The organism is Brenneria sp. L4-2C, assembly GCF_040240335.1.
Lineage (GTDB): Bacteria > Pseudomonadota > Gammaproteobacteria > Enterobacterales > Enterobacteriaceae > Brenneria.
Map to the genome: position 1 here is coordinate 178,077 of NZ_JBEIAC010000001.1, position 14,991 is coordinate 193,067.

The 14,991-nt window shown below is 54.0% G+C and carries 11 protein-coding genes; 5 read left to right on the plus strand and 6 right to left on the minus strand.

From position 1 onward, the window contains the following. Positions 1-14: 14 nt before the first annotated feature. Entirely contained in the window at positions 15-1,733 is a 1,719-nt protein-coding gene (gene dauA / locus ABRZ26_RS00840; protein ID WP_319602365.1) for a C4-dicarboxylic acid transporter DauA, read from the minus strand. 179 nt (positions 1,734-1,912) lie between these two features. Further along, the gene (chaA, locus tag ABRZ26_RS00845) at positions 1,913-3,013 is read right to left on the minus strand and encodes a sodium-potassium/proton antiporter ChaA (RefSeq protein ID WP_319602366.1); all 1,101 of its coding nucleotides are present in this window, start codon (positions 3,011-3,013) and stop codon (positions 1,913-1,915) included. Positions 3,014-3,818: 805 nt separating this feature from the next. On the opposite strand from chaA, the gene ABRZ26_RS00850 reads away from it, so the two are divergent. Continuing rightward, entirely contained in the window at positions 3,819-4,505 is a 687-nt protein-coding gene (locus tag ABRZ26_RS00850) for a gamma-glutamylcyclotransferase (RefSeq protein WP_319602367.1), read from the plus strand. A 230-nt stretch (positions 4,506-4,735) separates the two neighbouring features. Here the strand turns inward: ABRZ26_RS00850 and ABRZ26_RS00855 are convergent, their stop codons facing one another. Both ABRZ26_RS00855 and ABRZ26_RS00860 read right to left on the minus strand, forming a co-directional pair. Beyond that, positions 4,736-5,779 (minus strand): DUF481 domain-containing protein, encoded by a 1,044-nt coding sequence (locus ABRZ26_RS00855; RefSeq protein WP_319602368.1) that lies wholly within the window; start codon positions 5,777-5,779, stop codon positions 4,736-4,738. 231 nt (positions 5,780-6,010) lie between these two features. Then, entirely contained in the window at positions 6,011-7,288 is a 1,278-nt protein-coding gene (locus tag ABRZ26_RS00860; protein WP_319602369.1) for an acyltransferase family protein, read from the minus strand. A 350-nt stretch (positions 7,289-7,638) separates the two neighbouring features. Here ABRZ26_RS00860 and ABRZ26_RS00865 point away from each other — a divergent pair, with 350 nt between their 5' ends. Continuing rightward, complete coding sequence (locus tag ABRZ26_RS00865; protein WP_319602370.1) at positions 7,639-7,887, plus strand: GlsB/YeaQ/YmgE family stress response membrane protein; 249 nt, start codon at positions 7,639-7,641, stop codon at positions 7,885-7,887. Between the two features lie 61 nt (positions 7,888-7,948). Here ABRZ26_RS00865 and ABRZ26_RS00870 read toward each other — a convergent pair whose 3' ends face one another. Together ABRZ26_RS00870 and pdxR are read right to left on the minus strand one after the other, a co-directional pair. Then, positions 7,949-9,043 (minus strand): ABC transporter ATP-binding protein, encoded by a 1,095-nt coding sequence (locus tag ABRZ26_RS00870; RefSeq protein WP_319602371.1) that lies wholly within the window; start codon positions 9,041-9,043, stop codon positions 7,949-7,951. 182 nt (positions 9,044-9,225) lie between these two features. Further along, complete coding sequence (gene pdxR / locus ABRZ26_RS00875) at positions 9,226-10,719, minus strand: MocR-like pyridoxine biosynthesis transcription factor PdxR (protein ID WP_319602372.1); 1,494 nt, start codon at positions 10,717-10,719, stop codon at positions 9,226-9,228. A 151-nt stretch (positions 10,720-10,870) separates the two neighbouring features. On the opposite strand from pdxR, the gene ABRZ26_RS00880 reads away from it, so the two are divergent. The 3 genes from ABRZ26_RS00880 (at position 10,871) to ABRZ26_RS00890 (ending at position 14,951) form a co-directional block, all read left to right on the plus strand. Next, positions 10,871-12,136 carry a 4-aminobutyrate--2-oxoglutarate transaminase gene (locus ABRZ26_RS00880; RefSeq protein ID WP_319602373.1) on the plus strand — a complete coding sequence of 422 codons (1,266 nt, stop codon included), beginning with the start codon at positions 10,871-10,873 and terminating at the stop codon, positions 12,134-12,136. 9 nt (positions 12,137-12,145) lie between these two features. Then, positions 12,146-13,600, plus strand: coding sequence for an NAD-dependent succinate-semialdehyde dehydrogenase (locus tag ABRZ26_RS00885; protein WP_319602374.1), 1,455 nt, complete (start codon positions 12,146-12,148; stop codon positions 13,598-13,600). 322 nt (positions 13,601-13,922) lie between these two features. After that, positions 13,923-14,951: an ABC transporter substrate-binding protein gene (locus ABRZ26_RS00890; RefSeq protein ID WP_319602375.1), complete on the plus strand. Its 1,029-nt coding sequence runs from the start codon at positions 13,923-13,925 to the stop codon at positions 14,949-14,951. The last annotated feature ends 40 nt before the right edge of the window (positions 14,952-14,991 follow it).

Consider the following 14,991-nt stretch of genomic DNA (forward strand, 5'->3'; position numbering starts at 1 on the left):
AGCGTCTCACTTACCTATTTCGGCGCGTTCAACGCCTTCGTTTCCCCAACGGCGTCCAACGCCTGAGCCAGAGAGCCGTAAAAACTGAGGCGGCCGTCAATCGGATGAACATTGGCGCGCGCCAGCGTTTTCAGCGGTTGAAATGGAATATCGGTGATAATCAGATGTTTTCCTTCCGGCAACGCGTCGCTGAAACGCAGCAGGGCATTTAACCCACCGGCATCCAGCACCGGGACGGCATCCCACTGGAGGATGATCGTTTGGTAATCCTGACAACGATTCATTAAGTCGCTGAAGATACGCTCGGCCGCGGCAAAGAACAGCGGGCCGTTGACGCGCAGCACCAGTTGATCGGGTGACTGGGTACCCGGCAGTTCGCTCAGCCTGGTCATTTGCGCAATGCGGCGCATAAACAGCAGCGACGCCAGTACAATCCCGATGGTGATGGCGACGACCATATCAAACAGCACGGTCAGCGACATGCAGAGCATCATCACGATAATGTCGTCTTTCGGCGCATGGCGCAGCAGATCGACCACCTTGTGCGCTTCGCTCATATTCCAGGCGACCATCAGCAACAATGACGCCATGGCCGCCAGCGGCAGGTAAGACAACCAGGGGGCCAGAACCAGCAGCGCCAGCAATACCAGCAGGGAGTGGACGATGGCCGAAACCGGCGATGTCGCGCCCGCGCGCACGTTCGCCGCGGAACGCGCGATAGCGGCGGTGGCCGTAATCCCGCCAAAGAACGGGGCGATGATATTACCGAAACCCTGACCAATCAGTTCGGCATTGGAGTTGTGTTTCTTACCCGTCATGCCATCCAGCACCACGGCGCACAACAGGGACTCAATCGCCCCCAGCACCGCCATCGAAAAGGCCACCGGCAGCAGGGCGGAAATGCTTTGCCAGCTCAGTTCCATCGCCTGACCGCCCGGCGCGGTCACATTCCAGGGCAGCACCAATTGCGGCAGAATCGGCGGGATCCCTTGCCCCTGCGTGCCGTCGGCCAGCAGGTAGCTGAAACGGGAACCAATGGTGGCGACATGAACGCCGAATAACGACAGGATGCCCATGACGGCGACGCCCGCCAATAATGCGGGCAAATGCCCCGGCAAACGAATCCCCAACTTGGGCCAGCCAATCAGCACCGCCAGCGTGACGATGCCAATCAGCGTATCGCCGATGTGCAATGTGGGCATTGACTGCGCCAACGCAACCACTTTGCCGACATAGTGCTCGGGCACCACTTCCATATGCAGACCGAAAAAATCTTTAATCTGCATCGTCCCGATGGTAATGGCGATCCCGGAAGTAAAGCCCAGCGTCACCGACAGGGGAATGTATTCGATCAAGCGCCCGAAGCGGCATATTCCCATCAGCAACAGGAAGACCCCGGAGAGCAGGCTGGCGATCAGCAAGCCGGAAAGCCCGTATTGCTGGGAAACCGGATAGAGGATCACGACAAAAGCGGCCGTCGGCCCGGAGACGCTATAGCGGGAACCACCGCTGATCGCAATGATAATCCCGGCGATTGCTGCGGTATACAAGCCGTATTGAGGAGGGACGCCGCTGGCTATCGCCAGCGCCATGGCTAAAGGAATAGCGATGATACCAACCGTAATGCCGGCAATAATATCTTGGGTGAAGCGTTGTAATGTATATTTTTCGCGCCAGCACGCGTCAATAAGCGCGCTGAACGGTTTGATGCCGTTAATTCCATGCGTTTTCATCTAAGGAAGAACCACGTAAAAAAAGAAAAACAAAATGGCGGGCCGGCTGGGTCCGTCGTAGATAGATAAGCACTATATACGATACGCCTGATGTTCCTGGAAAATCCAGATATACATCAAGAGATGCTTGTTATGATGGCCGGCAATGCAAAAATGCAATGCCGGCAAAAAAGAAGGGGTTAAAGCATGATGGTCATCAGGTAGGCGGCGAATAACGCCAGATGCGCGCTGCCGCTCAAGACGTTGGTTCTGCCGGTTGAAAACGTAATATGGCACAGCACCAATACCGCCAGCATTACGACGATATGCGGTAAATCCAGTCCGAAATTCAATGTGCGGCCGGTCAGCATGGCGATAACGGTGACGGTAGGCACCGTCAATGAAATGGTCGCCAACACAGAACCGAAGAACAGATTCATGGCGCGCTGTACCTGATTTTTCAGCACGGCGCGGATAGCGCCCAGTCCTTCAGGCGACAGGATCAACAGGGCGACCAGGAAACCGGTGAACTGGGCCGGCGCATTCATCTCCGTCAGCAGGGCTTCCAGCGGTTGAGAATCCATTTTGGTTACGCTGATAACGGCGATCAGGTGAATCAATAACCACGCCGTATGCCATAACGAACTGTGTCCGGACGGCTTACCATGATGCGGATCGTCGGCGTCGCCTTCATCTTCATGTTCGTAAACAAACAGACTTTGGTGGGTCCGGGTTTGAATCAGCAGAAACACGCCGTACATCGCGGCGGAAATCAGCGCCACAATCAGCGATTGGGCGACGCTGAAGTTCCCCTCGGGCAAGGCGCTGGGGAAAACCAGCACAATCACCGCCAACGGGAAAATGGCCATCAGATACTGTTTGATGCCGCTCAGGTTAACGTACTGCGTTGCAAATTTGCGTCCGCCCAGCAGCAGCGCGAAACCAACCAGACCGCCGGTGACAATTACAATAATCGAGTAGAGCGTATCCCGCATGAGATCGGGTCCGGCATCGCCGGTCGCCATTAAGGCCGAAATCAGGCTAACCTCAAGAATGACCACCGACAGGCTGAGGATCAATGACCCATAGGGTTCACCCAGGCGGTGGGCGAGCACATCGGCATGACGAACAACGCTAAAGGCGCTGAACAGAATACCGGCCAGAGCCAGCATGTTGATACCCAGAATAGAGAGGAAATCTTGCGTGTCCCCCCACAGGAACAAAACGATCAATGCGACGATCGGCAGAATAAGTGAATATTCCTGATGGCGGGTTTTGACAACCTCAGAGTGAGACTTCATTACGGGGGTTCTCCTTATCCAGCGGAATTATGCGCTATGGCGAAAACAAAATGTCATCAAAAATTTATTTTTAGCTATCAGGTTACAGAAAAGTAGTCATATCGTAAAAAGAAGGTATAGATTAACAGATTCTGCGGCTTCTCGCGGTTTTTTTACGGATTTTTACGCTTGGGGCCGGTAATTAAAACGAACGGTCGGGATATTGTTATCTTCTTTCTATCGCAATAATATTAAATATGTTTTTTGTGGTTAATTTTTATGATTAATCCTGCCAGCAGGGAATTTATCGCAAGGTTTCTTTTGATTTGGCCCATTTCATTAAAAACTATCACTCTAACGGCTATTAGGATTATGTTTTTCATCTCAACCGGCATGATGACGGCGCTGAACGGCGATTCGCTGTTGCCCCGCATTCCGACAAAGCCCGACATTCGGACCGACATCCGAAAATAGTCAAATCAGTTTCCGCCGTTACCAGTGTAGATTAATTCGGAGAACTCTGACTGAAACGACAGTTTTCTCTGGGTTCTGCCGTATTGTTCAGCTTTCTCCTCTATTTCCGGCGTGTTAGAGGCATTTTGATCTCTGTTGGGTTGCGGACGCCGGGCATGAATTATCATAACGCCCCCAGCCGTGCGCTTTTTCATTTTTTGCGGACGAGATCAAACTTGATTGCTGCACAGGAAATGAATAATCTCGTGTCATTACTGCCTAAAAAGCAGTCAAGCAACAGTGTTGGGTTTTAAGGATGGAACGATAACATGCCTGATGGGCGGTAAATAGAATGATCTGGGAGTGGTAAGTCGTGTTAACACGTGATTTTTTGCAAAAAGCAGATTGTAGAACAGCGTTTGGATGTATTGAGGATACGTTATTACTCACGCCGCAACAGCGCGCGGAATCGCTGGAAAAGACGTTGGCCTGTCGTCCCGACAATGGCCCGATCTGGGTATTCGGCTATGGTTCTCTGATGTGGAACCCGGTTTTTGATGCGGAAGAAGCCTGTCTGGCGACGCTGCATGACTGGCATCGGGCTTTTTGTCTGCGCCTGACGGTCGGGCGGGGGACGACGAATCGCCCAGGCCGCATGTTGGCATTGGTGCCGGGCGGAAAAACCACCGGGCTGGCTTTTCGTTTGTCTGAGTCTTCGTTGCGTGAAGATTTGGAGCTGTTATGGAAGCGGGAAATGCTGACGGGGTGCTATCGTCCCGGCTGGTTTGAGCTACAGCAACAAAATGGTGACACTGTCACTGCACTGGTTTTCGTGTCCGCCCTGGATCATCCGCTCATGGAAGACGACATCTGCATTAAACAGGTGGCTCCGCTTATTGCCCAGGCCAGCGGACCGCTGGGTACCAACGCGCAGTATCTGTTTGCTCTGGAGCGAGAATTGAAAACCTACGGCATGGAAGATGACGGGCTGTGCGAACTGGCCCGGCAGGTTCGTTTGCTGCAACAAGCGGCGGAGAACGACGAGGCAAAGCCGCGTTAACCCTGTACGCGCGGGTCATGGTCGAAGCGGCGTATGCCTGCCTTACCTCGATTGATTCACGCCCCGTCAAGGAGATGAGATTCTTAATCGAACCAAGAACATGAGGATTGTCAATCGTCCGACCGCAGCGGCCCCGCAGGATGATGGACAGAAAGCCCATCATAAAAAAGCCAGCGAACCATCGTTATCCACGCGGTTCGCTGACGGTATTTCATTCTTGATGCGGCGAATTACCAGCCTACGCCCACGCCCATGGTGTACAGCGTATCGTTGACATTACCCTGTTTGCTTTCGGTTCGGGTGCGCGTCACCTTCATATTCATCGAAGACCAGTCGGTCAGCTTGAAACGCAGGCCGGCATCGGCTTGCAAATAAAGCGGCGCGGTAGCGTCGAAGGAGCGACCCAGTTCACCGCTGGTGAAGGCTTCTACCGATTTACTAAACAGGAAACGGTTGTAAGCCCATTTAATACCGCCTGAGTAGAAGTCGTCTTTATCGTTATCCTGATAAATATAGGCCTGAGTACCGACCAGCGTCGTCAGCGAGAAGGCGCCAAGATCGTTATCCCAGAACTGATAACCAGGACCCAGCGCGAATGAACGGTTGATCTTGATATTCTCAATCCAGTCACGCTTGTATTGGTAACGTCCCTGCCAGTACCAGTGTTCGTCGATGAATTTATCCAACGCATATTCGCCGCCGGCATTCTTGGTGCTTTCGACCTTGTTTTCTTTTGCCAGGTGGTAGCTGGCGTCAATATTGTGGCGCCAGGTTCCGTGACGGGCTTGCGTGCTGAGCGTGGCGTCATAGTTATCCGTTGTCGTCGAACTTTTCTTGTGCGACATCCCGGCATCAATATTGCCTTTCCAGGATAAGTCCGTTACCAGCGGCTTCTGGGCAACGATGGACTTGATCTCAGAAAGCTGCAATGTTTGCGGCCCGGCAGCGTCGTTGGCAAGCGATGGCATGGCGATAATCGCGCGATTTTCCCCAGCCTTAACCACCGGATACAGCGAGCCTTCCTTATAGCGTTCGCCCTGAATCACCAGACCGTGATCGGTTTCGAAGGTTTTTACCTTATCCCATGAAACAGAGATTGAACCGGCATAATCGGTGGTAATGAACAATTTACCGCCGTCGAGCAGTGTGATCTTACCGCTGATCTGGTCGCCATTGGTCAGCCAAATGGTGTCGGCATGGCTTTGGGTAATACCTGCGGAAGCAAGCGTGATAACCAGACTCAGGGAAGATATTGCGTGTTTGGATAGTGTCATTTTGCCAGATAAACAGTAGTGACAAGTGTTGGAAAGCCGTCATTTAAGACGTACCGCCGATGATTCATTAACCGGTTCAAACCGGAATGGGGAACATTAACAGGAATTGAAAGGATGCTCTAGCCCAAAACGGGGGTTGATTAGAATGTAAATAGTTATAAAAGATGCGATTGATTATTAACAGCTATAACGCGAGGTCTATCACATTTCACGTTATAGCTGCTACAAGACTCAGGTTGCGCTCTGTGAGCAGGATGACACATTGCGATTCAGGTAACGCTCAGTCAGACATTGTCGAACACGAAGAACAATCTGTTCCTGGAACAGTACGCACAGCGCTACGGTGGACAGCAGGAAAATAATATAGCCCGTCATCGATAGCTGAACCTGCCCGGCGGCGGCGACACAGCGATCCCACTCGCTGAAACACGCCAACGGATTGCCGCGCACCAACTGTTCAACCGTACGGAATAAGTTAAACAGCGGCACATGCAGTGCGAAAATGGATAACGACGCGGCGCCCAAGCGTGGCGACCAGTGGCGCAACCATTTGCTGTCGGGTTCCCGCGCCAACGCGCAGAGGCAGACCAGCATGACCTGCGCAGGCAACAGCAACCCGTTATGCAGCAGAAAGTACCAGTAGGCTTCGCCATGGGTGTACAACCAGGTGCCGATAACAAAGTTGACTATGATAAACAGGACCAGGGCGTAATACCGTCCTCTGGTCAGCGGTTTTGTGCTTTTTTGACGATAATTGCGAAAGATGGCATAGCCCAGAATACCGGCCAGAAACTCAGGCAGACGGAAGATCGGTCCGCGCTGTAACAAGCCGGTATAAGGCATCCCATATTGCTGTTGCCAGATCACCCAAATCGGCGGCAGCAGATAGAGCAGGAACACGATCCCCATCCACACCCAAGGATGAAGGCTTCTTAGCAGCCGGGGCGCCAGCAGGGGAAACGTCAGATAGAAAAAGAAAAGCGTAGAAAGCGACCACAGCGGAGCATTGAAGGTCAGGAAGTAGGGGTTCCACGCTTGTAGCATCAATAACTGCAACAGACTGTTAAATGCCAGTTGGGTGTTTGTCATGTAGTGGCGCAAGGTTTGCGGATCGACATTCGGATCATTGGTGTCGTAAATCACGAAACGGGCGCTGGCCACTTGCCCTTCCGGCGGAATAGCGAGCCATTGCATCAGGGTCACAACGGCGATGGACGCCAGCAACGCGATAATATGAATCGGATAGAGATTAAAGAAACGTTTTGCCCAGAACCGGCGGGCGGGTTCACGTAAGCGGCCGTCCCTGATATAGACATGCGCCAATAAAAAACCAGACAGTACAAAGAATGTGCTGGTGGCAAAAAATCCCATGCTGGTGAGCTCATCCAGAAACGGCACGCGCGCGCGTTGAGGATAAGTATGGATCGTGTGATAAATCATCACATAGCAGCCGAGCAGAAATCGCAGCCATTCCAGCCCGATAAATCGTTCTTTACTGACTTCCTTCATGTTGTTCCTCAGTCAATCCTGTTGAAACAGCGACAAAGTGCTGTAATAAACAGTTTAGCCGAGGGGCATATCGCCTTACTTAGGATTACTTCTATAATCAACGGCAAATAACCACTTCGTTTAGGAAACGTTTACAATTGGATAACAGCTATCGCGGGAACATCCATAGTCGATAATATAATCAAACGGTTAGTTAAACGCCTTCTCGTCTCCCCGAATGATAATTCTTGTCTATACTTACAACCGCGTGTCCTGCACCAATAATTTTGCAGATAAACTCATCGGTGCTGTTTGCTGTTGTCCGACGGAGGGCGGGGAGTAGAGCCCTCCATAATAAAAGCGAGGTTAATATGGGAATTTTGTCCTGGGTTATTTTTGGGTTGATTGCAGGTATTTTGGCTAAGTGGATCATGCCTGGTAAAGACGGAGGTGGTTTTATCCTGACGGTGGTGCTGGGGATTATCGGTGCCGTGGTCGGGGGCTATATCAGCACGTTCTTCGGTTTTGGTCGCGTCGACGGTTTCAATTTCGGCAGCTTTATCGTCGCGGTGATTGGCGCGATTGTCGTACTGTGGATATACCGTAAAATCCGCGGCTAAGTCAGTTCGTTCCGTGAGAAAACGCACGCCACTTCGGCGTGCGTTTTTTGTCGGTCTTGTATCAGTGGGTTTTTACCACATCCAGCGCGCGCAGATGTTCCGGGTGCCAGGATAACGTCACTTCGCTACCGGCTTTCCAATGCGGTTGAATTTCACTGGCGGGCAGTTTCACCATAAACTGCGGCTGACCGGCGACTTCGGTCATCATGCGTACATGATCGCCCAGATAAATAAACTGTTGGATGCGCGCCTTTACCTGTTGGGCGCCGGCGCCGGGGTTGTCCGCATTAATCCGAATGCGTTCCGGTCGAATACATAGCGTGATTTTTTTACCGGGCGAGCTAGGGCGAACCTTCAGCGCCTGAAGCTGGGTACCGTCATCCAGCGTGGCGCGATAGAAATTACCGTCCGAACCGGACTGAGTGGCGATCAGCGTATTGTTTTCACCAATAAACTGCGCCACAAAAGCATTTTCCGGTTTTTCATAAATATCGCTCGGGCTGTCCATCTGCTGAATCACGCCATCGTTGAAGACGGCCACGCGGTTGGACATGGTCATCGCTTCGCTCTGATCGTGGGTCACATAGACCACGGTTAGCGCCAACGACTCATGCAATTCTTTAATTTCCAACTGCATATGTTCACGTAACTGTTTGTCCAATGCGCCCAGCGGTTCATCCATCAGCACCAGTTTAGGTTCGAAAACCAGCGCGCGCGCCAGCGCCACGCGTTGCTGCTGGCCGCCGGACATTTGCGCAGGGTAGCGATCGGCCAGACTGGTCAGCTTGACGCGATCCAGAACGCGGTCGACTTTCTCTTTGATGTCAACCTTGCTCAAACGGCGGATAGACAAGGGAAACGCCAGGTTTTCGGCCACGGTCATATGTGGAAATAGCGCGTAGTTCTGAAAGACCATCCCGATGCCGCGTTGGTGCGGCGGCAGATTATGCAAGGGCGTATCGCGCAGGAAAATCTCTCCTTGCGTCGGCGTTTCGAACCCGGCAAGCATCATCAGACTGGTGGTTTTCCCCGATCCGGAAGGGCCGAGCAGGGTAAGAAATTCGCCTTCTTGAATATCCAGGTTCAGGTTTTTTACTACCAGGCGATCACCGTCGTAGGTTTTCTGAATGTTCTTGAAACTGACATAGGTTCTCATTATTCCATTTCTCGCGGTAACGTGTCTTAACCTGACTCATGCATAAATCGTGCCTGTTTGGTTAAATCGAGCGTGGCGAATGAGTTAAAACCGATAGGGCAAAAAACGGCCGACTGCTTTGCCCCATCATGGTGATGCAAGCCAACGGCAAAGCACCATGATGGTGCGTGGAAATAAACCGCTTAACGGGGCGGATTTGTGGATATTTGTGCATGAATGCAGTCGACAATTACCGCGAATGACTCGGCCATTTTACGCTCTTCCACACAGGCATATCCCAGCAGCAGCCCCCGATCTCGGGTTTGGCGCAAATAGTAGCTGGAAAGCGGTCTGACCATGACGCCACGTCGCAGGATCTGCGCGCTCAGCAGCACATCATCGATGCCGGCGGGCAGTCTGAGCAGCATATGCAGTCCGGCGTTGCTGTTATCGCCGATATAGTCCGCGCCGAGATGTCGTTCGATAAGCTCGGTCAATATGGCCCGACGTCGGGCGTAGAGTAACCGCATGCGGCGGATATGGGCGGCATAGTGTCCCTCGCGGATAAACTGGCCGAGCGTCGCCTGCGTCAGCCAGTGGCCGCCGCGGTAAAGCTCCGAGTGCGCGACTTTCAACTCTCTGGCCAGCTGCGGCGGCAGCACCATATAACTGACGCGCAGCCCCGGATATAGCGTTTTGCTGAAGGTGCCGATGTAGATCACCGGGGATTGGGTTTGCAGTCCTTGCAGCGCGGGGATGGGATTGCCGGAGAAGCGAAACTCGCTGTCGTAGTCATCTTCCACCACCCAGCAGCCATGTTCCTGCGCCAGCGTCAGCAGGCGCTGCCGCCGCGCCAGGCTCATCACCGCGCCCAACGGATATTGATGCGACGGCGTCACGCAGATCAGGCGCGGGATCGACTGGGATGAAACGGTATCCGGCGGCGCCATTCCCAGCTCATCCACCTCAATTGGCGCGACGCGCAGCCCGTTAATCGTCAGCAGATTACGCGTCCCCCAATAACAGGGATCTTCAATCCAGGCCAGATCGCCGGGATTACAAAGCATCTTCGCCAGCAAATCCATCGCCTGGTGCGTCCCTTCGGTAATCAGAATCTGTTCGGGGGTACATTCGACGGAACGCGCGACGCGCAGGTAATCCACCAGGGCCAATTGAAGCTCGGGACAGCCGCCGACGGGTGAATATGACAGTTGTTCAGGCTGCACCCGGCGGGTCAAACGGGTTTGTATCCGGCGCCACAGGTCATGGGGAAAACTGGCGATATCGGGAATACCCGGCATGAAGGCTCCCCATTGGCGGGCGGAAGCGCCGGCATACCCCAACAGATGCGTTCCGCGGCGCGACAGCTCCTGCATGGGCTGACGCGGAAAAATTTCGCTGTCATCGCGCACGGGCGCCATATTGCCGTCAGGCAATTGCTGCGTGACAAAGGTACCGCTTCCGGTTCGCGCCTCCACATACCCCTCGGCCAACAGTTGTTCATAGGCCGCCAGCACGGTATTGCGGGATAGCGACAGCTCATGCGCCAGATCGCGTGAAGAGGGCAACCGGCTGCCGGCGGTAATGGCGCCATCGAGAATGGCCAGTCGGATACTGTCATAAAGGCGCTTATTCAGCGTGCCTTCCTGCTGATTACTCAAACGCTGAAGTAATAAATCGGTTAAGAGCGAACGCAAAAGTGGATCCCTTAAATATTAAAAACTGGCTCTGGATTATAGAACCATCTAGCGCATAAATAGCAACAGAAAGATGTGAGGCGACCAATCACATCACGGTCATAGCGCCGTCATCGGTGAGTTGGGTGAGTTCTTTGAATCGGAGCAGAAAATGAGTAATAGCGAATTAAATCAACGACGTCTGGCTGCCACTCCGCGTGGCGTGGGAGTGATGTGCGATTTTTATGCCGCGCGTGCGGAAAACGCCACGTTATGGGACGTCGAGGGACGCGAGTTCATCGATTTCGCCGCAGGGATCGCTGTGCTGAATACCGGTCATCGCCACCCGAAAATCCTGGCGGCGGTGCGTGAGCAATTGGATCGCTTTACTCATACCGCCTATCAGATTGTGCCTTACGGCAGCTATGTCGAACTGGCTGAGCGCATCAACGCGCTGGCGCCGATCAAAGGAGCGGCGAAAACCACGTTCTTCACCACCGGCGCGGAAGCGGTGGAAAATGCGGTAAAAATCGCCCGCGCCTATACCAAACGTCCCGGCGTCATCGCCTTCGGCGCCGCATTCCATGGCCGTACGCTGCTGACCCTGACGTTAACCGGCAAAGTCGCGCCGTACTCTACCGGCTTCGGCCCGTTCCCCGGTTCTATTTTTCACGCCTTGTACCCGAATGCGCAGACGGGCATTACCGTTGAACAGTCGCTGGAAAGCATCGACCGCCTGCTGCATACCGATATCGCCGCCGATCAAGTGGCGGCAATTCTGCTGGAGCCGGTTCAGGGCGAAGGCGGATTCAACGTCGCGCCGCCTGAATTCATCAGCGCGTTACGCAAACTATGTGACGAGCACGGTATTCTGCTGATCGCCGATGAAGTACAAACCGGTTTTGCCCGTACCGGCAAGCTGTTTGCGATGGACTATTACGCAGAGCAGGCTGACCTGATTACGATGGCGAAAAGCCTCGGCGGCGGCTTCCCGATTTCCGGCGTAGTAGGCCGCGCCGACGTGATGGATGCGCCCAGTCCCGGCGGATTAGGCGGCACCTATGCCGGTAATCCGCTGGCGGTGGCCTCCGCGCTGGCGGTACTGGACGTCATCGAAGAAGAGAAGCTGTGTCAGCGCTCGCAACATCTGGGCGCGGCGCTGGTGGAAACGCTGGAAAAGGCAAAACAGCAGTGTCCGGCATTGGTGGCGGTTCGTGCTCAGGGGTCAATGGTGGCGGCCGAGTTCAACGATCCGCAGACCGGCAAACCTTCTGCTGAAATTACGCGCAAGTTCCAGAAAGAAGCGCTGGATCAGGGGCTGCTGCTGCTGACCTGCGGCGTACACGGCAACGTCATTCGTTTCCTGCATCCGCTGACCATTCCTGACGATCAGTTTAGTAAAGCACTAAGCATTCTGACTCGGGTGCTTACTCAGTAAGAGGAATATATGCAACTGAATCAAAAAACATTATTTCGCCAACACTGTTTAATCGACGGTGAATGGCAAGACAGCCAGAGCGGCGAACATCTTGAAGTGGTCAACCCGGCCAACGGCGAGGTGTTGGGCGTCATCCCGCTAGTGACGGCGTCACAAACTACCCAGGCGATCGCCGCCGCACAACGGGCGCAGGCCGAGTGGCGCAAGCGTACCGGGAAAGAACGCGCGGCCGTGCTGCTGGCCTGGTCGCGCCTGATTACGGAAAATCAGGAAGATCTGGCGGCGCTGTTGACCGCGGAACAGGGCAAGCCGCTGGCGGAAGCGCGCGGTGAAATCGGTTATGCCGCATCGTTTATCGACTGGTTTGCCGAAGAAGCCAAACGCGTTGAAGGCAGCGTACTGCAATCCCCGCAGGGTCAGCAGAGACTGCTGGTGATTAAACAGCCGATCGGCGTTTGTGCGGCCATTACGCCGTGGAACTTCCCAGCGGCGATGATCACCCGCAAAGTGGCTCCCGCGCTGGCGGCGGGCTGCGCGATGATTGTCAAACCGGCCGAACAAACGCCGTTTACCGCACTGGCGCTGGGGGAACTGGCGCAACAGGCGGGGATCCCGCGCGGCGTGCTCCAGGTGATCACCGGGGATGCGCAGTCGGTAGGCAAAACGCTGTGCGACAGCCCGGTGGTGCGAAAACTGAGCTTTACCGGCTCAACGGAAGTCGGCCGTATTCTGATGGCGCAAAGCGCGCCGACGGTGAAAAAGCTGTCGCTGGAACTGGGCGGCAATGCGCCGTTTATCGTGTTCGACGATGCCGATGCGGATCTGGCGGTGAAGGGCATTCTGGCTTCGAAATTCCGCAACAGCGGACAAACCTGCGTCTGCGCCAACCGCATTTATGTACAAAAAGGCATTTACCCGACGCTGGTTGAAAAGCTGGTTGCCGAGGTCGAAAAACTCAAGGTGGGCGACGGCACCCAGCCCGGCGTGACGCAAGGCCCGTTGATTGACGACGATGCCATCGATAAGGTACAGCAGCATATCGCCGATGCGCTGGCGAAAGGCGCAACCTTGCTGCTCGGCGGTAAGCCGCATGAGCTGGGCGGAACCTTCTTCACCCCGACGATTATCGGCGATGTCACGCGCGATATGCGTTTTGCCCGCGAAGAAACATTCGGCCCGGTGGCGCCGCTGTTTCAGTTTACCGATGAAGCCGAGGTGGTCGCTCTGGCCAACGATACGGAATTCGGGCTGGCGGCGTATGTCTATACGCGCGACGCCGTGCGCCAATGGACCGTACCCGAAGCGCTGGATTACGGCATGGTCGGTATTAACACCGGGTTGATTTCAAATGAAGTCGCCCCCTTCGGCGGTGTGAAACAGTCGGGACTGGGACGCGAAGGATCGCGTTTCGGTATCGAGGAGTATCTGGAAATGAAATATCTTTGCGTCGACCTTTCCAGCTAGTCCGGGTAACGGCATGAGGGGGGATAACAGCTACGATGAGGATTTTATTGTATTTGTTTAGCAAACCCCTCATGCACTTTAACGGTGCGGGCCGATAAAGGTAACGCACTGTTAAAGGGAGATACTGGCAACAGAAAAATTGTCCAAACGTCGGGTTGCTTATTCCCACGCGTTGTTCAGCCATCCTCGCCAGCCATTACGCCAAACCTTCATAAACACCCAATGTGGCACAGTTTATGCTTAATCGTTATGTATGCTGCATCAAGGATTTGGTGCTTGCTTGCCTGCTTTACGTTGACTAACACACATCAGGAGCCGAACTATGTTGAAGAAAATTGCCGTATCCGCGTTTCTCGTCGCAATGGCCTGTCAGGCGCAGGCGGAATCCATCACTGTGATCTCCTTTGGCGGCACCAATAAGGACGCACAGGACAAAGCATTTTACAAACCGTTCGCCGCCGCCGGTCTGGGGACGGTTCAGGCCGGCGAATACAACGGCGAAATGGCGCGTATTCGCGCCATGGTGGAAACCGGCCAGATTGGTTGGGACGTGGTAGAAGTGGAAGGCCCGGAATTGCTGCGCGGCTGCAACGAAGGTCTGTTTGAACCGCTGGACTGGAAAAAACTGGGCGATGAGTCGCAGTTCGTCAAAGGTTCGGTATCAGAATGCGGCGCGGGGATCTTCCTCTGGTCAACGGTATTAACCTATAACGCGCAAAAACTGCAACAGGCGCCGAAAAACTGGGCGGATTTCTGGGATGTGAAAAACTATCCGGGAAAACGCGCGCTGCGTAAAAGCGCTAAATTCACGCTGGAAATCGCTCTGCTGGCCGACGGCGTAAAACGTGAAGACCTGTATAAAGAACTGGCGACGCCGGCCGGCGTTGACCGTGCGTTCAAAAAACTGGATCAGATTAAATCCAATATCCAATGGTGGGAATCCGGTGCGCAGCCGCTGCAATGGCTGGTTTCCGGCGACGTGGTGATGAGCTCGGCCTACAACGGTCGGGTTGCCTCCGCGCAAAAAGAGGGGCATGACTTCCGCATCGTCTGGGCCGACAGCATTTACGATCTGGATAGCTGGGCGATTGTGAAGGGTACTAAAAACAAGGCGCTGGCTGAACAATTCATCGCCTTCGCCAACCAGCCTGAAAACCAGAAAATCTTCGCCGAAAACATTCCTTATGGTCCGACCAACATCAAAACCACCAGTCTGATCGCGCCGGAAATCGTCAGCAACCTGCCCACCGCGCCAGAGAACCTGGCTCAGGCGCTGCAAGTTGATACCGAGTTTTGGATCGATCACGGTGAAGAACTGGAACAGCGCTTTAACTCATGGGCTGCTCAGTAATTAAGTAATAGTTCTACCCGTAAAAAGCATAAATGGAGAT